The following is a 21,245-nucleotide window of genomic DNA, read 5'->3' on the forward strand; positions in this document are numbered from 1 at the left end:
CTATATTCAGGAGGTGCTGTCATGCTGCTCGAAGCCATGTATCATGTTCCTCGTGACAAATGGGCTTATGCTTATAATTCGTCTACCATACATCTGCGCGTACGAACCAAACGTAATGATGTGCAATACGTGACTGCACTGACCGGAGATAAGTACGATTGGAACGGAACATACAAGGAAATTCAATTGGAGAAGGCTGCTTCGGATAACATGTTTGATTATTGGGAGGCTGCCGTCAAGCCACAATTCAAACGTCTCACCTATATATTTCGGATAACTGCCGGTTCAGAAGATGTTTTTCTTGCGGATAATGGAATTCATTATGAAACCCCCTATCCAACTGGAGGATATTATGAATTCTCGTATATACATGAAATTGATGTGTTTAAGGTGCCCGAGTGGGCCAAAGAAGCTGTCTTTTATCAGATCATGACGGAACGGTTTGCTAATGGAGATCCAAAGCTGAATCCAAAAGAAACTCATGACTGGGGTGGCAAACCTGAGTTGGACAATTATTTTGGTGGAGATCTGCAAGGTGTGCTGGATCATCTGTATGACTTAACTGAACTTGGCGTGAACGCCATTTACTTTACCCCGTTATTCCAGGCCAATTCTTACCACAAATACGACACGATTGATTATAAAAAAGTCGACCCTCATTTCGGCGATAATGCCCTGCTCAAACAATTGACAGAAGAATGTCATCGCCTGGGTATACGTGTCATGCTTGATGCGGTGTTTAACCATTGCAGCGAAGACTTCCCTCCTTTTCAAGACGTACTCCAGAATGGAAAAAACTCTAAGTATGCCGATTGGTTCCACATCAATGAATATCCGGTTCAGATCAAGGACGGTATACCAACCTACGATACATTTGGGTTCTATGGCAACATGCCCAAGTTCAATACAGCCAACCCTGAGGTTAAGGCATATCTACTGGATGTAGCTGAGTACTGGATCAAGGAAATTAAGCTGGATGGGTGGCGTCTGGATGTAGCGAATGAAGTGGACAACCATTTCTGGCGTGATTTTCGCAAGGTTGTTAAAGCAGCGAATCCTGAAGCCTATATTGTTGGTGAAGTATGGAGCGACTCCTTGACCTGGCTTATGGGAGATCAATTCGATTCCGTCATGAATTATCCATTTGCCGACAAAGTACTTCAGTTCTTCTGTGGTTCAATGGATGGTTATCATTTTGCCAACGAGATGGGTTCACTGATTATGCGCTATCCGCAACAAACCAACGAAGTGATCTTTAATATGCTGTGCAGCCATGATACCCCACGACTGCTCACCCGGTTAGGAGAAGACAAACGCCGATTAAAGTTGTCTGTTGTATTTCTTTTCACCTATATCGGTACACCTTGTATCTTCTACGGCGACGAAGTTGGGATTAGTGGTGATGCTGACCCGGATTGTCGAAAATGTATGGAATGGGACCCCGCCAAGCAAGACAGAGAATTGTATGATTTCTATCGTCTGATGATCGATTTACGCAAAAGCAATGAAGCCCTGCGCAAAGGACGCTTCCGATTCCTCAAGGCTGATCACAATGATCCCTGTATCGTGTACGAGCGTGTGGATGACAACCTTCACTTTACCGTTTGGATGAACAATACACCTCAAGATCGAACGCTTTCTCATCCCATGGAAACAAAAGACTGGAAGGATGCATTAACTGAAGAGCCTGTGTTTCCAACCGATGGAATGATGAATATTAAGCTTGACCCCTATGGGTACCGCATTTTGTATAGACAGCTTGACCCGGCGACCATCCTACACAACTGAGGTTTGAATTCAGACAGTCATCTTAAAAAAAGAAAAACACTTCCACCGTCTCAGATGATACTTCATTCTGAACTTTGGAAGTGTTTTGTTTTTTAATTAAAAAAAGCCACAGCAAGAATGCTGTGACTCATTCAAAACTACATCAATTTACAGGGTCAAGTGTGATCCGACGATAAATGTCCATATATTCTTCAGCTGAGACGTTCCAGCTGTATTCTCCGCCCATTGCATTTTTCACGATTTTCTTCCAGTGTTCTGGCTGTTTGTAGATCTCCTCAGCACGCCGAATGGTACTCATCATGTCATGTGCGTTAAAGCTTGTGAATGAGAAACCATTCCCTTCTCCAGTAAACTCATTGTATGCCTGCACAGTATCGTTCAGACCGCCTGTTTCCCTTACGAGAGGCACACTACCATATCGCAGAGCCAGTAGCTGACTAATACCACATGGTTCGAACCTCGATGGCATCAGGAAGATATCACTGCCTGCATAGAAACGGCGGGATAACCCATCGTTAAACGTGATCTGGGCAGACATTTTGAGTGGATAACGATTAGCGGCTTCACGGAACCAGTGTTCATACATCGGCTCTCCTGTTCCCAGTACCGCAAATTGAATGTCATCATAGTACAGCAATTCATCCAGGATACGGCAGACCAGGTCAAGTCCTTTAGAGTCCACGAGCCTTGTCACCATCACCATAAGTGGTACATCAGGACGAACAGGAAGTCCAAGTTCCTTTTGCAGCTCAATTTTGTTCTCCGTTTTCTTGGACAGACTTGTTCTGTACTTCACTGGAATTTTGTTGTCCGTTGCCGGGTTGTAACTCTTGGTATCAATCCCGTTCACGATTCCGCTGAAACGATCTCCAAGCGAACTGAGCAGTCCGTCCAGTCCGTAACCATAATAAGACGTTTGCACTTCCTGTGCGTATGTTGGGCTTACGGTTGTCACATGGTCAGCATACACAATTCCTGCTTTCAAGAAATTGACGTTACCGTAATATTCGGCTCCATCCACGGTGAAATATCGATCGTCCAGTTCAAGGATATCACTGAATAACTCATGCGGGAATACCCCTTGGTACAACAAGTTATGTATGGTGAATACCGTACGAATATCACTGTAGAATGAATCATGTCTGTAATGGGCTTCAAGCACTAAAGGAATCATTCCTGCATGCCAGTCATGACTGTGCAACACGTCAGGCTTGAACTCAATCTGTGGCAACACTTCGAGAACTGCACGGTTGAAGAAGGCGAAACGCTCGCCATCATCCATATAACCGTACACTCCATCACGCCCAAAATAATACTCATTATCCACAAAATATACTGGAATCCCATCATGAACCAGCATTTCTATTCCACAATAGGGTCTGCGCCAGCCAAGAGGCACATCCGTTGTAATTACGGGCTGTAATGCGTCTTTATATTCATCGGGAATACCCTTGTACTTAGGCATAATCACCCGCACATCTGCCCCGTTCTTCTTCAATGCAAACGGGAGAGCACCGATTACGTCAGCAAGGCCTCCTGTTTTGATAAATGGATGTACTTCAGCAGCAGCAAATAGAATATTCATGCCTTTGTCCTCCTCTTCGGTTTGAGCGTGTTGCTTTCATTTTTATTCTTCGTTTTTGAACTGACGGAAGTTATGCTCGCAGGTGATTCATCCGTTTTCCGACGTGTGTTCTTTTTTAGAATCACGATGCTAAGCGGAGGCAATACCAATTCGAGACTATGCGGATGCCCATGAAAAGGAATCTTTTCGGTAGGCAGTTGCATATCATTAGTAATGCCTGAACCGCCGTAAACGGAATGGTCACTGTTCAGTACTTCGGTATACATACCGGGACGCATGACACCAATCCGGTAACGCTCCCGCTTGACCGGCTGAAAGTTAATGAGCACAAGGAGTGTATCCGCAGGTTTTTTTCCTTTGCGTACGTATGAAATGACACTCTGGTCCTGATCATCCGGAGTGATCCATTCATAACCGTCCAAGGAATGATCAAGCTCCCACAAAGCTTTTTCACTCAAGTACAGGTTAGACAGCTCACGCTCAAACTTATGCAAATTGCGGTGACTGTCATAATCCAGCAAGAACCAATCCAGTTGATCCTCATCTTTCCATTCGATGAACTGGCCAAATTCTCCACCCATAAACAACAGCTTTTTCCCTGGGAAAGTCATAAAATAGCCCAGAAAAGCACGCATGCCGGCAAATTTCTGCTCATAAGTTCCTGGCATCTTGTCGAGGAGCGACTTTTTGCCATGAACAACCTCGTCATGTGACAGAGGTAGCACATAATTTTCAGCAAAGGAGTATACGACCGGGAAAGTCAGCAAATGATGTTTGGAAGGACGCTCATGAAAATCAGATTCCATGTAATCAAGCGTATCGTTCATCCAGCCCATGTTCCATTTGTAGTTAAAGCCCAGACCACCTTCATCTACAGGTAAAGTCACCATTGGCCATGCACTGGATTCTTCAGCCATCATCAATGCATAAGGGAAATACTTGAACACTGTCTCATTCAGCTGCTGCAAAAAGGCTACAGCTTCCTTGTTCTCAAGACCACCTTCATCATTGGTACGATATTGTCCTGGCTGCTTCTCAAAATCAAGCCGAAGCATACTCGTAACCGCATCAACACGGAGTCCGTCAAAATGATACATCTCCATCCAATATAATGCATTGGAGATCAGAAATGAACGAATCTCAGGTTTCGAATAGTCAAAGCTAAGTGTACCCCAGCCTGGCTTCTCTGCTAACATCGGATCTGCATACTCATACAAAGGCGTACCATCAAACATACGCAACCCATGAGCGTCTTTGGCAAAATGTGCAGGTACCCAATCCAGCAATACGCCAATCCCAGCCTGATGTAGTGTATCCACCAGATACATCAGATCTTTTGGATGCCCATAACGACTAGTCGGCGCATAAAACCCTGTGTTTTGGTAGCCCCACGAAAGGTCATATGGATGCTCACTGAGGGGCATCATTTCAACATGTGTATATTTCATTTCTAATAAGTAAGGAACAAGCAAATCAGCCATCTCTCGATAACTATAGAGGCTTCCGTCTTCTTTGCGCTTCCAGGTTCCCATGTGCATTTCGTAAATATGTAGAGGTTTGTTATACATGGCACGTTGTTTGCGTCTCCAGGCTCCATCATTCCATTTGTACCCTTCGATCGAACTGGTGACAGAGGCTGTCTGAGGTCGAACCTCTGCTTGAAACGCATATGGGTCCGCTTTGAGCAATTCTGTTCCATCTTCCGTTAATATACGGAACTTGTATAAAGTTCCTTCGCTGATTTCCGGAAAAAAACGACTCCAAAATCCTGATTCGGGTATCTTATATAAAGGTTCCTTTTCGCCTTTCCATTCATTGCGGTCCAGAGCCAGTCCTACTTCTACGGCATTTGGTGCCCACACGGTAAAGCGATACCCCTGAAGGCCATCGCAAGTCTCAGGCTGCGCGCCCAACATTCGATAACTGTGATGAAGGTTACCTTCATGAAATAAATAAATATGCTCCGGCAATATGTCCGGGTGTGCTAACGGTTGAATGGCCAAGAGATCACCTTCTTCTCAAGAAAATAGATATAACAGTAACCATTACCCCAGTCTAGCCAAGTTGAAAAGAAAAATGCGGTGAATTAGAAAATGTTGTACATTTTCAGAATTTTTACAGTAACAATCGTTTCATCTGCTCTACTTTGCGTTAATGATGTACTACAATGCACAATATTTTGGGAGGGAAACGATTATGTTTAATAAAGATTGCATCGCTATGCTGTTGGCGGGAGGAGAAGGGAAGCGATTAGCCCCTTTAACCTCAAGTATCGCAAAACCCGCTGTACCGTTTGGCGGGCACTACCGGATCATCGATTTTCCTCTCAGTAACTGCGTAAACTCAGGGATCGATACTGTAGGAGTATTGACGCAGTACCAGGCGGAATCTTTACACGATCATATCGGTGGAGGAGAACCATGGGGACATGGTAACTCAAGTGAGGCAGGAATCTCCTTGCTTCCATCTTATCATACAGGAAATGACGAATACTTGGGAACGGCGGATGCTATTTATAAAAATATCGACTATATTGATCAACAAAACCCCGAAAATGTTCTAATTTTGTCGGGTGACCATATTTATCATATGAATTATCGTGATATGTTGGAGGCTCATCAAGCCAATAATGCCGCAGCAACGATTTCAGTTATGGAAGTTCCATGGGATGAAGCACATCGCTTTGGGATCATGGCTGCCGATGCTGATTTGCGTGTAACCGAGTTTGCCGAGAAACCGGCTGAACCAAAAAGTAATCTGGCTTCAATGGGCATTTACATGTTCAAATGGGATTATCTGAAACGCCATCTCATGGAAGATGCCGCTAACCCTGAATCCAGCCATGACTTCGGTAAAGATGTCATTCCTCAAATGTTGAACGAAAATAATCCCCTCTTTGTCTATAACTTTAATGGTTATTGGAAAGACGTAGGTACGGTTAAGAGCCTATGGGATGCACATATGGATCTGTTACACAACGAGGAAGACTGGAGTCTGCAAAAAGAAAACTGGCCGATGTTTACTCGCGACTGGCGCTCCAAACCAAGTGCTTACAAAGCAAGACATACAAAGATCGAACATGTTGCTTCCATGATTCACGACTCTTGTGCAATCGAAGGTCGTTCAGAACGTTCCGTTATCTTCTGCGGCGCAGAAGTGGGTAAAGGCTCTGAGGTTAAAGACAGTGTTGTTATGCCTAACGCACGCATAGGCCGTGGGGTTCACATCGAACGTGCCATCATCGGTGAAGGGGCAATAATCAAGGACGGTGCAATCGTTAAAGGTACGGCGGATGAAATTGTAGTCGTTGGACCTAACGAGATCGTCTCTGCCAAACCTGCAGTCCGTACACAACCTGTTCGTATGTTGAAAGAAGTATATGAAAAAAGTGGACGCCTGCGCACTGGTGAACTTTCTTCATAATGAAGTAAACATAATATGTAAAAGGCGAGCCTCAGATGGCTCGCCTTTTTTTGTGTTATGAATGTTATAAAGTGTACATGTTCGATCATCAGGTAGAAAAATCGCTTATCTTTTAAAACCTTAAGACTTTTCTAGATCCGATTTTGTATCGCTTGCTGTTCGCTCATCTGTGACTTCAGCATCACCAGACGCGGTTACAGGTTCTTCTGGACCCATCTCCTCAGCCACAGCCGGTAATGTAACCGTCACGGTTGTACCAGATCCAAGTTCACTCTGCATCGTGATGGTTCCCTCATGTAGTTCTACCAGTTCCTGCGTAATCGCAAGCCCCAGTCCCGTTCCCCCATTCTGATGATTCACCTGGAAGAAGCGGTCCCGCACTTTAATTAGGTGTTCCTCACTGATGCCGATACCGGTGTCCTGAACAGCTGCAATGATCTGACCATTCTCCTCTTTGACCGACAAGAAGATCCAGGAATTCTCATGTGAAAATTTGATCGCATTATCCACAACGTTTAAAAAGACTTGTTTCAGTCTGTTGCCGTCTCCATGGACATTATAAGCACGAGCCTCGTCCGTTTCCAACTTGAGATGGACCTGTTTTTGTTCCGCTTTGGCCCAGACATTCAACATCGTTTCCTGTACAATTTCACGAATGTTGACGGTTCCTTTGACCAGCTTCATCTGATTCTGCTGCAATTTGGAGAAATCCAGCATCTCTTCAACAAGTCCAATCAGTCGTTCGGTTTCCTTGGAGATAATACCCATACCGATACGGGTTTCTTCCGGATCATAACCGCCTGAATCCAGTGTCTCGCTCCAGCCTTTGATACTGGTCAAAGGTGTTCTTAATTCATGTGAGATGGAGGAGATAAAATCATCCTTGATCTGATTACTCCGCACAATCTCATGTGCCATGAAGTTAAGTGTTGATGCCAATTCGCCCAGTTCGTGCTTATAATTCCCTTTAACCCTGACATCCAGCCGTCCTCTGGCCATTTGGGCAGATACTGCGGTGATGTTGTTGATTGGACGTACAATGGAATTTGCCATACCAATACTGATGATCAACACTATAGCAAGCACGCCAACACCGACCGCAGCGGCAAGTAGCCCCATATTCAACAGCTTTGAATTCACATCTTCGAGTGATGTCAGATATCGAATAACATAAGTATTTTCGCCGCCCAGATCAAACTTGTGTGAAACGGCCATGACGGATTCTCCAGTACCTGGTTGTCTTCCAATCCAGCGTCCCATATCCCCATTCAGAGCCTGCATAATATCACTGGTCTGCAACACAGCACGGTCAGATTCAAAAGCAGTCGAACTCGCCAATACGCGCCCGTTCAGATCCAAAATTTCCAATTCAGTATTGGACAATGCCAAATTCACAAGGAGTCTGGACAGATTATTGCCATCCTCCGTAGTATTCTCACGAGCGATCGGCTCGAAAAAGTCCTTTGAATTAGAAATGTGGGTACTAATCGTATTGTAGATACTCTCATAATAATACCTTTGAACTGCCAACATAAATACGAATTCGACCAACAGCAGAGCGAGAAAAACTACAAAGAAATAATGTAGTACGATCTGCCGAGTAATGCCTTTTTTAATCATTGCTCCCGGCCCTTCCATTTGTACCCGTGACCCCATACAGTCTGCAGGTATTCGGGCTCGGAAGGATTGTTCTCAATTTTTTGACGCAGACGACGAATGTTGACATCCACAATTTTGGGATCACCCATGTACTCTTTTCCCCATACATGATCTAACAATACATCGCGGCTGAGCGGTGTATTCTCTTTTTCCAGGAAAAACTGAATCAGGGAAAACTCCGTTGGAGTCAGCTCAATGGCTTCATTCTGTTTCTTGAATTGCTTCGAGATAAGGTCCAGTGAAAATGGCCCAGACTGGAACGTAACCTTCGCCGCAGTTTCCCGATGCACGTTCACACGACGCAACAATGACTGAATACGTGCAATCAACTCTGTTGGGCTGAAAGGCTTGCTAACGTGATCATCTGCACCAACGGAGAGTGCGTACACTTTATCCTGTTCCTGAACTTTCGCGGTCAAAAAGATGATGCCCAAACGTTCATTGGTTTCACGGATCCGTCGACACACCTCGAATCCATCAATACCTGGTACCATGACATCCAGCAGAGCCAGATCAATATCCGGTACTGTCTGCAGTATGCGAAGCGCTTCATGACCGTCACCCGCTTCAAGCACTTCGAATCCGTTTCTCTTTAAATTAATCACTATAAAACTGCGGATGGATTCTTCATCCTCAAGAATAAGTACTTTACTCATTAAGTTCTCCCTTTCTATTCAGCTGAGAAGTATTGCTCAGTGCATCTTTACCCGCCTCTGATTGTGCTACCCGTGAAGCAATAACCCGATCTTTGGTACGCATAATTTCCTTCCAGCTTTTACCCTTCTCCTGTTCCCACTTGGAAAGGGTGAAATATTTGATCTCTGCTACGGTTTCGTCCGTATCAATCATTTTAAATCGAATATATTTTTCCTTTTCCGATTTGGTATCAATAGTGATCTTACCGTACCACTCTGGTTTGAGATTTAGATGAAATAAATCAGCATCATCCCGGAATTGGAATGAGACAAATTTCTTGCTGTCTTTGCCATCCCATTGATAATAGGTGTAAAACCACAACCGAGAGTCAAATACGTAATGCTCCCAGCCTTTCGGAGTCTCTTTAAGTCCAAACTCAATAATACCATCATTATCAACATCACCGCTTAAAATTTTGTCATCTCTATACGTTTGATCCGGTGATTTGAAAGCATTGACTAACTTGTTATCTTTAACATACATAATTTGCGAGAAGGAACTCCGATCATCCAGCTCGGCATCCAGTACAATGCCCATCTGTCCTTTGGCGATCTCCCCGCCCAGAGCATTATAAACTTCTTTAACGGTATAATCGGTCTGCACCCGATCAACTTCCTTGAAGCTGCCATCTTCGTACTGGTATAACGCAATCGTTGCAAAACCGCTGTTGTTCAGCGAAATGATAACAAAATCACTCTTACCATCTCCGCTCAAATCCAGCGTGTTCCCCTGCGCATCATCAATGATATATTGATTATACGGAACTCCACCCAAGACCTGCTCCAGTGCCCCGCCCTTGTAGGAATATGCAGTCAGGGCTTTCTGCTCCTGCAGACTTACACCAAGAATAATATCTGGATTTCCGTCATTCGTAACATCCAAAACTTTAAAGGATTGCAACTCATTTCCCGGTACATCAAATGTAAGTTTTTTAACCCATGTGCCTCCCTGCTCTTCCAAAATCATGCCATGGATTCGCACATTCTCATTTGGTGTCTCATAAAAAACAATCGCTTCCCGAGTTCCATCCCCGTTCAGGTCTTCCACCCGAATCATGCTGGTATTATTCATATCCTTAGGACGAATCAACGTGCTCTCTGGCGGCAGTTTAACCTGAACCACGTTGTACAGTTTCTCCTTATCGGTGGACATCATTGGTTTTCTCATCAAACCCTTGGGGTCACTTATGACTGTGCATCCGCTCAGAACAGAACCAAGCATAATTGCCATAGTTCCTGCTGCAATGAAGCGTCCCCACCGTGAATTAAACAATCTCATCACTCTTTTCAATAGTTTAAATCTGGTTTTTTTCTTGCTGTGTCAGTCTTCGTCCACGAATATCAAAAGCAATCTTCCCGTCTGCCAATCCCCAGATCCGTGTGGCATGTTTCTCAGCAAGTTCAATTGGCAATACTGCAATGACCGTTGCACGTTCTTCTTCACATAATTTGCGCAGCGTTTCCAGCACCGAATCTGCTGTATGAGGGTCAAGACCAATTACAGGTTCGTCGGCCAAAACCACTTTGGCACCATGAGCAAGTGCTCTTGCAATGGCAACACGCTGCTTCTCGCCACCACTGAGCTTCTCTGCGATTTGATGTGCTTTATCGAGTAATCCCAATCCTTCGAGATAATCCATAGCACCCATATAATCATCGGAACGTACCATACCGGTTACCATTCTCCATACGGGAGTCTGACCCGATCGTCCGATTAATACATTTTTAAGAGCCGTACGTCTCGGAAATAATTCTGGATTCTGTTCCAAGTATGCCCATTCCCGTTTGATTTTTCGTTTTCCAGACCAGCCTTCTTTCAAAATCTCAGCACCATCCACCGTAAACCGGCCGGAATCCCATTTTTCCATCATGGCCAAACATTTAAGTAACATGCTTTTACCACTACCGCTTGAGCCAACTACAGCTATCATCTCACCCTGTTGCATATCAAATCGAATATCCCGTAGAACGGGAACGCGGTCCACGCCAACGGATTTACTCAAGTTCTCTACTCTGATCATCGCGATGTCTCCTCTTGTCCATGTTTTTCCCTACCACTAGTGTACTCGGAAATGGACATCAATTTCCATGCGAACACCAGCTTCTATTTTAACACAGATTCGAACTCAGGTTTACGACGAAATAATATACCTGCCACGCCGAAAAGAAGGTACATGATTCCCAGCAATGTGAACATGCTTCCTGGTGAAATCCAGTTGATCATCTGACCGCCCAGATTCGGTCCAATAATACTTCCAATCGTGAAATGAAAGGAAGCCACAACGTTGGCTGCAGGCAGCAACACTTTAGGCAAAATGTCTGCGGCATAGGCCAGGCCCAGTGAGAAAAAGGAGCCGACCAGGCCGCCTGCGATTGTTAACAATACAAGCGTCCACCAGAAATGCGTACCTGCGACTGGAACCAGCATGAAGATGATTCCTCCGCTGATGCCCGCAAACATTAATACCTTCTTTCGCCCATATCGGTCACTCAACATACCCAAAGGCAATTGAAGGAACAAACCTCCAATCCCGATAAAGGGAAGCAACGACGAAATCTGATCGGTGTCGAACCCAATACGCAGGCCATACACGGGGAAGTTACTATTCATGCCAGCCTCCATATATCCGTATAAGAGTGCTGGTAAAAGTGCATACCAGGCCCATGCCAGACTTCGACGGAAGCGACGTTCCGGCAGTTGGCCATGCTCTGCTTTTTCCGGTTTCGTATTCGGAAGCTTCATTAATACCAGTATAAGTACTGCTGCGATACATATGAACAAGACCCAGAAAGGGACAGCATCACCAAAGCCAAGCAGCTTAATTCCCAGTGGACCAATACTGAATCCGAGACCGTAGGACATGCCATATAGTGATATGTAGCGTCCACGCTTTTCAGGAGCAGTAACAAGTAGCACCCAGAGCTGAGCCGCATAATGAAGTGCGCTGTCTCCTATTCCAACGATCAGACGCAATATGAACCATATTTTAATATCTGGAAAATACGGAAATAGTATTAATGGGACCATGACTAATATCAGGCCACCTACAATCAGCTTTTTGAACCCTAATGCTCCCAATAACCGTTCCGCAACGAGAGTCATGGCAAAAGACCCAATGTACAACGCGGCGGCGTTTAATCCGTTTAAACCTGGCGAAACCCCTTTTTGCTCCAAAAAAATCGAAAGCACAGGCAGCAAAAGCCCCTGACTTATTCCCGCCACCACAATAACCGTAATCAAAATGAGATAGTTGGCTGTCGAGTGTGATAGTTTGGGACGAGTAATCGATGACACGAATTCATTCCTCCTGCGAGCACACAAAGAAAAATCGCCATCGCTGACGACTTTTGTATGGTATACATATGGTTTTAAACTGCTATTCAAAGATCAGGGCTTTGCCCCGGACTTGAACATTATAGTGGACAACGGCCTGCAAAACAAGCCATAATAGAGGTTAAGTCGCTGCGTACATTTAGATGTGACGGGAGGATTCTGCAACATATGGCTTATCATGTGAAAATTGATGTTTCACCGATATATGAAATGCTCAACAGCTTTCTGGTTTATGTCACGAAAAAATGGATTCAGCATCTGGATATTGGTCCTGAATGGATTCTGGAGGTGGAAGGCAAACTAAGTTCCAATGTACGAGCTGCTCTCGCACCTGCTGCCACTTGGCCTTTTGATGATTTTGATGTTTTGTTTGCATGGGCAGCCTATCAAAATGATACATCGGAGAATCGTGATTTCCTGGACATGCTTTCCGGAATGACAGCGGAAGACCTGTTTGATCGTGTGTCTCCTCTTCTGCCGGCTCTTACAATAGAAGAATCTACGCGCATTCGGAACAGTTATGTCCCATTATTGCGACTATGGGATGAAAACTACTGTCAGAATATGAGCGAAGATCAGCGTGTGTGGCTTGAAGAAGATGCCGAAGAAAAACGCATTTTGCTTGATAAAATGGGTCCTGAACTTCTTATTGAATATGCTACAGCGGGCGTTCTTGTTGAACCGATGCCTGGACTGAACGAAGTCATCCTGTTTCCAACGGTGCACAATCGCCCTATTAATATGTACTGTTTCTATGAGGGTATGATGATCATGCAGTATCCCGTAGATGCACCAGAAGAGAATGAAGACCAGCCACCAACATGTCTTTTACGTTTTACCCATGCACTAGCTGATCCCGAAAGACTTCGCCTGCTTCGTTACGTATCGGATGAACCCAAATCCCTCGCTGAGATGTGTGAAGAATTGGGTAAAGACGAAGACACGGTCAAAGACCAGGTGATGGCGCTACGCATCGCAGGTCTGCTACGGACCCATCTGCTCGGAAGTAACCGTAAAGAGAAATACAGTATTCGGCCGGATGGCGTATCTGAGTTGAATATGTTCCTGGAATCCTATATTCGCATTTAATTTAGTTGAACCATTGTGGATTTACTGGCTACAAGGAGTGAGTTAGATCATGAAAATAATGAAACAACATATTTTGTTTGACCTTGATGATACACTCGTATATTGCAACAAGTACTTCAACCTGATTTTGGGAGAATTCTTTGAGAATATGCAAGAGTGGTTTGATGGACATTCTCTGACAACACAAGAGATTCGGGAAAAACAGCTGGAGATCGATGTAACCGGAGTGAACAAGCTTGGTTTTGCGAGTCATCATTTCCCGCAATCCCTGATTGATACCTATCGTTATTTCTCCAGCAAGTTCGCCAGATTAACCTCTCCGAGAGAAGAGTCTTATCTGAGTAAATTGGGTATGAGTGTGTACGACCAGGAGGTTGAACCCTACCCTCATATGGTTGAAACGCTTGAGAACCTCAAAGGTGCTGGACATTCCCTCTACTTATATACCGGCGGCGAAACCGTGATCCAACAGCGGAAGATTGATCAGATGAAACTCTCGGCTTATTTTGATGATCGGATCTATATCCGACAACACAAAAACGTCGAGGCACTGGAAGGCATTCTGTCTAACGGTCCGTTTGATCGTCGTGCAACTTGGATGATTGGCAACTCACTACGTACAGATATTATGCCTGCGGTAAAAGCCGGAATTCACAGCATTTATATCAAACAACCAAATGAATGGCAATACAACATCGTAGAACTTCAACCTAATCCGGAAACATCGATGTATACCATCACTGCACTGGAAGAGGTACCAAAAGTCATACACGAAAATATACAACAGCAGCAACAAAAAAGGACCCTTGGATAAGGGTCCTTTTACTGTATGTTAACTGTTAACTAACATCAAGCATCCTGTTTCTCACCAGATAACTTGCCTGTTACTACGTCCTGCAAAATAATCCGTGCCTTCACCGTACTCCCGTCTTTTCGTTTGAACGACAGTACTTGGGTACTGCCCTTCTCAATCAGCGATTTTAACATCGTACTGGTGATTTTCTTGCCTGCATACTCTTTCCAGACCACAAATGAACATCCTTCCTTGAAACGTGAGCATCCATAACCCTTCTTGCCCTCTATAATCTGACCCGTACAGCCGGGAGAAGGACAAGGTGCCAGTAACTCTCTCACTCCGGTTGGGCTCGCAGTTGAGGAAGGTGCCTTGGTGGTCGTGCTTTTCCCACTGCCAGCTCTGGACGAAGATGCCGAAGTCTGAAGGGACGTTTTTACAGTTGAACTGCCACTAGCCGTCTTGGCAGATGTCCTTGTATTGCCAGCTTGGGTTCTGGCTCCCTTGCCTTTCCCCCTGCCTGCCCGTGAATCTTCTCCAAAAGCATCTGCTGGAGCAGGAGCTTGTACACGCACTTTCTCAATGATGGACAAGGTGAATTTCTTGACGTTCTCCATGAACTTGTCCTGACCCGCCTCACCTTTGGAAATCTGATATAATCTTCTTTCCCATTGCCCGGTCATCTCAGGCGAAGTTAACAGATCTACACCCGCACGGCGAATCAACTCAATAGCTGTTCTGCCTTTGAGCGTTAACTGCATTTTCTTCCCTTGCAGCGTAATGTAACCTACGTTTTTGAGGCGTTCAATTGTAGCCGCACGTGTAGCCGGAGTACCCAGACCACTATCTTTCATCGCATCTCGCAGCTCTTCATTCTCGATCTGCTTGCCTGCACTCTCCATCGCTTTGAGCAATGTTCCCTCGGTATAACTTTTGGGAGGCTGGGTCGCCTTCTCCTTGAACTCACTCTTCGTACATTGAACAGGCAATTCAGGTTGTACAGCAAAAGCCTTGTCCGTCCACTCTTCAGCTTCCTCATCCTCATTGCCGTTTTTCTTGGTCTTTTTCTTGCCTGCACCGCTCTGTTCCTGATCTCCAGAACCAAGAACCACTTTCCATCCGAGGGACAGCAGCTCTTTGACAGATGTCTTAAACTGATGTTTCTCCACTTCGGTGAGCACGGTATGTTGCTTATACTCCGCCGGAGGATAAAAGTGAGACAAGAAACGTCTGACAATCAAATCATAGATGTTCTGCTCATCCTTGGATAAGGTACCTGGTCGCTTCAAAGTAGGTAGGATCGCATGGTGATCCTCAACCCTGCTCGGATTACATACCCCTTTATTATTCTTATGAACAAGCTCTGGCTTGGCCCCTTGCGCAAGCTCACTATAGGTACCATTTTTAAGCAGGTTTAGTGTTTTGTGCATACCTTCAATATTCTGTTCTGTAACATAGTTGGAGTTTGTACGCGGATACGAAATCACCTTGTGTTTTTCATACAAGGCCTGTGCAATATCCAGTGTTTTTTTGGCTCCATATCCGAACTTGGCATTGGCTTCACGCTGTAAAAGGGTCAGGTCATACAAACGAAACGGATACTCCTTCGTCTGCTTTGCTTCGTATTTGGTAATTTGCCCTGTCTTGCCCTTCACACTAGCTGCAATGCCCTCTGCTGCCTCGGCATCGGTCAACTTATCTCCCTGACGCAGTCCCCGGTACTCGACACCTTCCTGCCGAAACCAGGCGGCTACTTCATAAAAGGTCTGTGACTGGAACGCTTCAATCTCTATCTCCCGATCGTAGATTAGCGCGAGTACGGGCGTCTGAACACGGCCTACGGACAACAATGCATTATGGCGGGTTGTAAACGCCCGTGAGGCATTCATGCCGATCAGCCAATCGGCTTCACTTCTGGCGCGAGCAGCATGGGTCAGATTTTCAAATTCAGAGGCATCCTTCAGACCATCAAAACCACGTCTAATGCTCTCTGCTGTCAAATCCGATATCCATAAACGCTTTACAGGCTGACGCAGCTTCAATTGCTGTTGTATGAGGGCGAAGATGTACTGACCTTCTCTCCCTGCATCGCAAGCATTAACGATCGCTGAAGCCCGTTTTGCCAGTTCTCCAATCATTTTAAGCTGATCTTTTGTCCTCGGATTGGGTACAATCTTGAACTGATCGGGTATGATTGGCAGGTCCGCTATATTCCAGCGTTTGTACTTTGTATCATAGGCATCCGGTTCAGCCAGTCCAAGCAAATGCCCTATCGCCCAAGTGATGATGTAATGCTCACCCTCCAGATACGTGCGATTGTTCTTGGCCTTTGGTTCTATGACGGCGGCAATGGTTCGACCCATGTCGGGTTTTTCCGCTATAACCAGTGTCTTCATCCGTCCATCTCTCCTCCTTCACCGTCCGCATGACGGCAAAAAGGGGCATTCCGCCGACGGAAGCCCCTTGCTTCTGAAACTCATTATATCAGATTTTGGATTCGGGAGCACCTTCCCGAAATGAATTATCCTGCTGCTTGTTCTTTTAATACATGTTTTTGTCTGCACTCTTTGCATACACCCTGGAAATCCAGACGATGATCCGTAACAGCAAAGCCATACTGACGCTCGATTTGTTGTTCCAAACGAAGCAGACCATCTTCCATAATCTCTTCCACTTTACCACATTCTGTACAGATCAAATGATGGTGGTGATGGGAACCGTCTGTACTTCGCAGATCAAAGCGCGCAGCGCCGTCACCAAAGTTAATCTTTTCAACGACCTGAAGGTCACTCAGCAGTTCGAGAGTGCGGTATACGGTAGCCAATCCAATCTCAGGGAACTGCTCCTTAACCAGGAGAAATACTTCCTCTGCGCTAAAATGATCCTTTTCATGTTCAAGCAATACACGTACAGTAACTTCCCGTTGTTGTGTTAACTTATATCCTTTTTCAACCAATTGATTTTTAATGTGAAAGATTTGTTCTGAAATGGACTTGTCCCGGTTACTTGCCATAGCAGGTCGCACCTCCGATTTATATTCATTGAAATTTACGTTTATCGTACGAATTCATGGTTTCAGTTAATCCTTATTTATAATCATTATAATATAATAATAAATCTTTATCACTTAAAAAGCAATGATATTGCTCACACTTACATGAAATATGTAGTCAAATTGGTTAAAATAACAGCAAACAACCCTCGCTGATCGCGAAGGTTGTCAATGATATCTTGTTCTATACTTTTACACCAGAACCGAAGCACCCATCAAGTATTTGTCCACTTCACGAGCAGCCTCACGGCCTTCATTAATTGCCCATACAACCAAGCTTTGACCACGACGCATGTCACCTGCTGCAAATACTTTATCCACATTGGTGTTGTATTTGCCGTAACGTGCCTTAACGTTTGTGCGACGATCTGTTGCAAGTCCCAGTTGCTCTACCAACGTTTGTTCCGGTCCATCAAAACCAATGGCAATCATGGCCATCTGAGCCGGGAATACACGCTCTGTACCCGGAATCGGCTGATAAATCTTGCGACCAGTCTCATCCACAATCCGCTCGATCTGTACTGTATGCAATTCTTTGAGGTTCCCCTCATCGTCTCCGACAAATTTCGTTGTCATGATGGAGAACTCACGCGGATCTTGACCAAACAACGCTTTGGCTTCCTCTTGCGCATAATCAAGTGTGTATACGTTCGGGAATTGCGGCCAAGGGTTGTTAATGCGATCACGTTCCATAGGCGCTTGTGTATGCGTACCGAATTGAGTGATCGTACGACAACCATGGCGCAGCGATGTAGCCACACAGTCAGATCCTGTATCACCGCCACCAATGACGATAATATCTTTATCTTTAGCGGACAGATATTGACCATCTTCCAGATTGGAGTCCAGATAACTCTTAATGCTGCCATTCAGGAAATCCATGGCGTAATGAACGCCTTTCAAGTCGCTGCCTTCAATATTGAATTCACGCGGCTTCGTTGCACCACCGCACAATACAACAGCGTCATATTCATCCACCAGTTGTTGTGCTGCAATATCTTTACCAATCTCGGTGTTCGTAATGAATTGAATGCCTTCTGCTTCGAGCAGATCAACACGACGTTGAACTACCTTTTTATCCAATTTCATTGTTGGGATACCGTACATCAGCAATCCGCCGACACGGTCCGAACGCTCATATACGGTTACCGAATGTCCTGCCTTATTCAACTGAGCCGCAGTAGCTAGTCCCGCTGGACCTGAACCTACCACAGCTACACGTTTACCCGTACGTTTTTCAGGAGGCTCCGGAACCACCCATCCTTCTTCGAAACCTTTTTCAATAATTGCTTCTTCAATCGTTTTGATGGTTACAGGCTGACCAATTAAGCCAACTGTACATGATCCTTCGCAAGGAGCTGGACAGATGCGACCTGTAAACTCTGGGAAATTATTCGTTTTGTGAAGGCGTTCAAGTGCTTCTCTCCACAGTCCGCGATATACAAGATTATTCCATTCTGGAATCAGGTTATGCACGGGGCAACCTGACGTGCCACCAATCATATCTATACCTGTATGGCAATACGGGGTACCACAATCCATGCATCGTGCACCTTGTGTTCTGAGCTCTTCTTCAGCCATGTGTTTATGAAACTCTTCCCAATCCTTAATCCGCTCCGCTGGCTCACGATCTGTTGGCAGTTGACGTTTGTATTCCATAAATCCAGTAGGTGTAGACATCTTACGTTTTCCCCCATCCGTTCTTGTCTTAATCCCTTCATGTGCATGGTTCTATATGAAATGGATTACTCATTACTTGAGTTTTTGTCTATTGTATCACAAAATCTTCTCGAAGATATTTCAATTATAGTAGCATTTACTGTACTGAATATTAAATGGATTATCCGCATAATTATTTGTATTTTATACATCATATCTTTCAAGTCTACCCATGGTCAATACCCTTATTTTGGTGTTAAATGCGGTTCTGAACTGCGGAATCTGGTGTGTGTTAAAGAAACAAAAGGTCGAAACGTTAAGTGAATGTTAGATAATTTATCATCAAATCCAACATATTTTGCTATAAATCGTTCTCAATTCCGAATATCAGACTCGTTTTAGGGCTTCACAACGTTAAATCCTCAAAACTTTTACACTTTTTTACTGTTTAATGCTTGGTCGTATGTATATTATACATAAATACCAATTAATCATGTTATATTAATGTTATATGTATTCCAATTTAAACAAGTGACTCTTTTTTTTATAAAAGAAAAGACGCTGTTCACGAATATTTCGCAATCAGCGCCTCTCATCATACAAATACGACCGAAGTCAGGAATTTCTTATGCCACATTTACCGTTTACGTTCGTAAAATTCAAATGTATACGCATGAACATTTTTTTCATCCTGTTCGCCTTCAATCTGTTCAATCAGTTCCCATTCGGACCAGTCCACTTCAGGGAAAAACGTATCTCCCTCAAAATTCTCATGAATTTTGGTCACCACAAGACGATCTGCAAGTGGCAGGAACTCACGATACACTTGGGAACCCCCAATTACGCACAGTTCCTCACCTTTGGTTACACTCAGACCCTCTTCAATCGTATGTACGATTTCAGCCTGTTCCACCTTGTAGTTCAGATCTCTTGTCACTACGATATTACGACGCTGAGGAAGCGGCTTACCGCCAAAAGATTCCCACGTATTACGTCCCATGATAATCGTTTTGTTTAATGTACGTTGTTTGAAAAAGGCCATATCCTTGGGTAAACGCCATGGAATCGAATTATTTAATCCGATCACGCCGTTCTCCCCCATTGCCCATACCAATTCAATACTCATGGGTAATACACTCCTTCAATCCAAGTCTCTTGTCGAGATTGAACACATAATTAGACTGCAATTGGAGCTTTAATGCCCGGATGATGCTGATAGTTCTCAAACTCGAAATCTTCAAACTTATAATCAAAAATAGAATCCGGCTTACGTTTGATTACCAGCTTAGGTAAAGCATAAGGTTCACGCTCCAGCTGAGTTTTGACCTGATCAACATGGTTGGAATAGATGTGAACATCCCCACCAGACCAGATGAAATCACCCACCTCAAGGTCACATTGCTGCGCGATCATATGAGTCAAGAGCGCATAACTCGCGATGTTAAACGGCAATCCGAGGAACGTATCTACGGAACGCATCGTAAGCATACATGATAATTTACCCTCTGCAACGTAAAACTGAAACGCAAAATGACAAGGTGGAAGCTTCATATGGTTGATCTCAGCCACATTCCATGCGCTGACAAGGTGACGACGCGAATCCGGATTATTTTTGATCGAATCAATGACTGCAGAGATCTGATCGATCTTCTCCCCATTAGGTGCTTCCCAAGTACGCCATTGTGAACCATATACCGGACCGAGGTCGCCATTTTCGTCCGCCCAGTCGTCCCAGATCTTCACACCGTTTTCTTTCAAATAAGATATATTGGTATCGCCACTCAAAAACCACAACAGTTCATGAATAACCGATTTGAGATGAATTCGCTTGGTTGTTACCAGCGGAAATCCTTCGGAGAGATCATAACGGAGCTGTCTGCCAAATACAGATTGTGTTCCTGTTCCTGTACGGTCTCCTTTATGCACGCCGTTGTTCAGAATATCCTGCAATAAATCGAGATAGTTTTTCATGTTGATATCTCCTCACACTTTTATTCGTACTAAACTAAAGATTATTTACACTTACCACTCCGATGACAGAACAACCTTCCGATCGCTGTTATCCCCAGATTTTTTTTGATTTCCTTTTCCAAAGGTAAAATCCGGTGATAAAGGCGAAGCGTATGCTTCCGATGCAGCTTTCTTTCAGAAAGCTTTTAGCTCCGCTT

The 21,245-nt window shown here is 44.6% G+C and carries 16 protein-coding genes; 4 read left to right on the forward strand and 12 right to left on the reverse strand.

Features of this window, described 5'->3' with window-relative positions; translation table 11 throughout:
* Positions 1 to 21 precede the first annotated feature (21 nt).
* Positions 22 to 1,788, forward strand: coding sequence for an alpha-glycosidase (locus tag MHB85_RS17510; RefSeq protein ID WP_341073318.1), 1,767 nt, complete (start codon positions 22 to 24; stop codon positions 1,786 to 1,788).
* A gap of 142 nt (positions 1,789 to 1,930) precedes the next feature.
* On the opposite strand, the gene glgA is transcribed toward MHB85_RS17510, so the two are convergent.
* Positions 1,931 to 3,373, reverse strand: a complete 1,443-nt coding sequence (gene glgA, locus MHB85_RS17515; protein ID WP_105599101.1) for a glycogen synthase GlgA — start codon at positions 3,371 to 3,373, stop codon at positions 1,931 to 1,933.
* Positions 3,370 to 5,376, reverse strand: a complete 2,007-nt coding sequence (glgB, locus tag MHB85_RS17520) for a 1,4-alpha-glucan branching protein GlgB (RefSeq protein WP_091029402.1) — start codon at positions 5,374 to 5,376, stop codon at positions 3,370 to 3,372. The genes glgA and glgB overlap by 4 nt, the downstream gene beginning before the upstream one ends.
* Positions 5,377 to 5,569: 193 nt before the next feature.
* On the opposite strand from glgB, the gene MHB85_RS17525 reads away from it, so the two are divergent.
* Positions 5,570 to 6,796 (forward strand): glucose-1-phosphate adenylyltransferase, encoded by a 1,227-nt coding sequence (locus tag MHB85_RS17525; protein ID WP_210108450.1) that lies wholly within the window; start codon positions 5,570 to 5,572, stop codon positions 6,794 to 6,796.
* Between the two features lie 120 nt (positions 6,797 to 6,916).
* On the opposite strand, the gene MHB85_RS17530 is transcribed toward MHB85_RS17525, so the two are convergent.
* The 5 genes from MHB85_RS17530 to MHB85_RS17550 form a co-directional block, all read right to left on the reverse strand.
* Positions 6,917 to 8,416: a sensor histidine kinase gene (locus tag MHB85_RS17530; RefSeq protein ID WP_341073319.1), complete on the reverse strand. Its 1,500-nt coding sequence runs from the start codon at positions 8,414 to 8,416 to the stop codon at positions 6,917 to 6,919.
* Positions 8,413 to 9,111 (reverse strand): response regulator transcription factor, encoded by a 699-nt coding sequence (locus MHB85_RS17535; protein WP_017688086.1) that lies wholly within the window; start codon positions 9,109 to 9,111, stop codon positions 8,413 to 8,415. Before MHB85_RS17535 ends, MHB85_RS17530 begins: the two co-directional genes overlap by 4 nt.
* Positions 9,104 to 10,429 carry a hypothetical protein gene (locus MHB85_RS17540; RefSeq protein ID WP_192131100.1) on the reverse strand — a complete coding sequence of 442 codons (1,326 nt, stop codon included), beginning with the start codon at positions 10,427 to 10,429 and terminating at the stop codon, positions 9,104 to 9,106. The genes MHB85_RS17535 and MHB85_RS17540 overlap by 8 nt, the downstream gene beginning before the upstream one ends.
* Before the next feature lie 16 nt (positions 10,430 to 10,445).
* Entirely contained in the window at positions 10,446 to 11,171 is a 726-nt protein-coding gene (locus MHB85_RS17545; protein ID WP_091020744.1) for a phosphonate ABC transporter ATP-binding protein, read from the reverse strand.
* An 83-nt stretch (positions 11,172 to 11,254) separates the two neighbouring features.
* Positions 11,255 to 12,445, reverse strand: a complete 1,191-nt coding sequence (locus MHB85_RS17550) for an MFS transporter (protein WP_192131099.1) — start codon at positions 12,443 to 12,445, stop codon at positions 11,255 to 11,257.
* Between the two features lie 207 nt (positions 12,446 to 12,652).
* Here MHB85_RS17550 and MHB85_RS17555 point away from each other — a divergent pair, with 207 nt between their 5' ends.
* Both MHB85_RS17555 and MHB85_RS17560 read left to right on the forward strand, forming a co-directional pair.
* On the forward strand, positions 12,653 to 13,573 hold the full coding sequence (locus MHB85_RS17555; protein ID WP_341073320.1) for an ArsR/SmtB family transcription factor: 921 nt from the start codon (positions 12,653 to 12,655) through the stop codon (positions 13,571 to 13,573).
* A 49-nt stretch (positions 13,574 to 13,622) separates the two neighbouring features.
* The gene (locus tag MHB85_RS17560; protein WP_047843374.1) at positions 13,623 to 14,387 is read left to right on the forward strand and encodes an HAD family hydrolase; all 765 of its coding nucleotides are present in this window, start codon (positions 13,623 to 13,625) and stop codon (positions 14,385 to 14,387) included.
* Between the two features lie 35 nt (positions 14,388 to 14,422).
* On the opposite strand, the gene MHB85_RS17565 is transcribed toward MHB85_RS17560, so the two are convergent.
* The 5 genes from MHB85_RS17565 to thyA all read right to left on the reverse strand — a co-directional run bounded on the left by MHB85_RS17565 (position 14,423) and on the right by thyA (position 21,048).
* On the reverse strand, positions 14,423 to 16,762 hold the full coding sequence (locus tag MHB85_RS17565; protein WP_341073322.1) for a type IA DNA topoisomerase: 2,340 nt from the start codon (positions 16,760 to 16,762) through the stop codon (positions 14,423 to 14,425).
* Between the two features lie 125 nt (positions 16,763 to 16,887).
* Entirely contained in the window at positions 16,888 to 17,379 is a 492-nt protein-coding gene (fur, locus tag MHB85_RS17570) for a ferric iron uptake transcriptional regulator (RefSeq protein WP_036613667.1), read from the reverse strand.
* A 231-nt stretch (positions 17,380 to 17,610) separates the two neighbouring features.
* Positions 17,611 to 19,098, reverse strand: a complete 1,488-nt coding sequence (locus MHB85_RS17575; RefSeq protein ID WP_091020740.1) for a glutamate synthase subunit beta — start codon at positions 19,096 to 19,098, stop codon at positions 17,611 to 17,613.
* A gap of 616 nt (positions 19,099 to 19,714) precedes the next feature.
* Positions 19,715 to 20,203, reverse strand: coding sequence for a dihydrofolate reductase (locus tag MHB85_RS17580; protein ID WP_036613663.1), 489 nt, complete (start codon positions 20,201 to 20,203; stop codon positions 19,715 to 19,717).
* Between the two features lie 50 nt (positions 20,204 to 20,253).
* Entirely contained in the window at positions 20,254 to 21,048 is a 795-nt protein-coding gene (thyA, locus tag MHB85_RS17585; protein ID WP_091020739.1) for a thymidylate synthase, read from the reverse strand.
* Positions 21,049 to 21,245: the final 197 nt, after the last annotated feature.

This window comes from Paenibacillus sp. FSL K6-4396 (genome assembly GCF_038002525.1).
Taxonomy (GTDB): Bacteria; Bacillota; Bacilli; order Paenibacillales; family Paenibacillaceae; genus Paenibacillus; species Paenibacillus amylolyticus_B.

Bases quoted from the DNA above. Each gene is read 5' to 3' on its own strand.
- MHB85_RS17510 (WP_341073318.1), top strand. From the start codon at position 22: ATGCTGCTCGAAGCCATGTATCATGTTCCTCGTGACAAATGGGCTTAT.
- glgA (WP_105599101.1), bottom strand. From the start codon at position 3,373: ATGAATATTCTATTTGCTGCTGCTGAAGTACATCCATTTATCAAAACA.
- MHB85_RS17525 (WP_210108450.1), top strand. From the start codon at position 5,570: ATGTTTAATAAAGATTGCATCGCTATGCTGTTGGCGGGAGGAGAAGGG.
- MHB85_RS17530 (WP_341073319.1), bottom strand. From the start codon at position 8,416: ATGATTAAAAAAGGCATTACTCGGCAGATCGTACTACATTATTTCTTT.
- MHB85_RS17535 (WP_017688086.1), bottom strand. From the start codon at position 9,111: ATGAGTAAAGTACTTATTCTTGAGGATGAAGAATCCATCCGCAGTTTT.
- MHB85_RS17540 (WP_192131100.1), bottom strand. From the start codon at position 10,429: ATGAGATTGTTTAATTCACGGTGGGGACGCTTCATTGCAGCAGGAACT.
- MHB85_RS17545 (WP_091020744.1), bottom strand. From the start codon at position 11,171: ATGATCAGAGTAGAGAACTTGAGTAAATCCGTTGGCGTGGACCGCGTT.
- MHB85_RS17555 (WP_341073320.1), top strand. From the start codon at position 12,653: ATGGCTTATCATGTGAAAATTGATGTTTCACCGATATATGAAATGCTC.
- MHB85_RS17560 (WP_047843374.1), top strand. From the start codon at position 13,623: ATGAAAATAATGAAACAACATATTTTGTTTGACCTTGATGATACACTC.
- MHB85_RS17565 (WP_341073322.1), bottom strand. From the start codon at position 16,762: ATGAAGACACTGGTTATAGCGGAAAAACCCGACATGGGTCGAACCATT.
- fur (WP_036613667.1), bottom strand. From the start codon at position 17,379: ATGGCAAGTAACCGGGACAAGTCCATTTCAGAACAAATCTTTCACATT.
- MHB85_RS17575 (WP_091020740.1), bottom strand. From the start codon at position 19,098: ATGTCTACACCTACTGGATTTATGGAATACAAACGTCAACTGCCAACA.
- MHB85_RS17580 (WP_036613663.1), bottom strand. From the start codon at position 20,203: ATGAGTATTGAATTGGTATGGGCAATGGGGGAGAACGGCGTGATCGGA.
- thyA (WP_091020739.1), bottom strand. From the start codon at position 21,048: ATGAAAAACTATCTCGATTTATTGCAGGATATTCTGAACAACGGCGTG.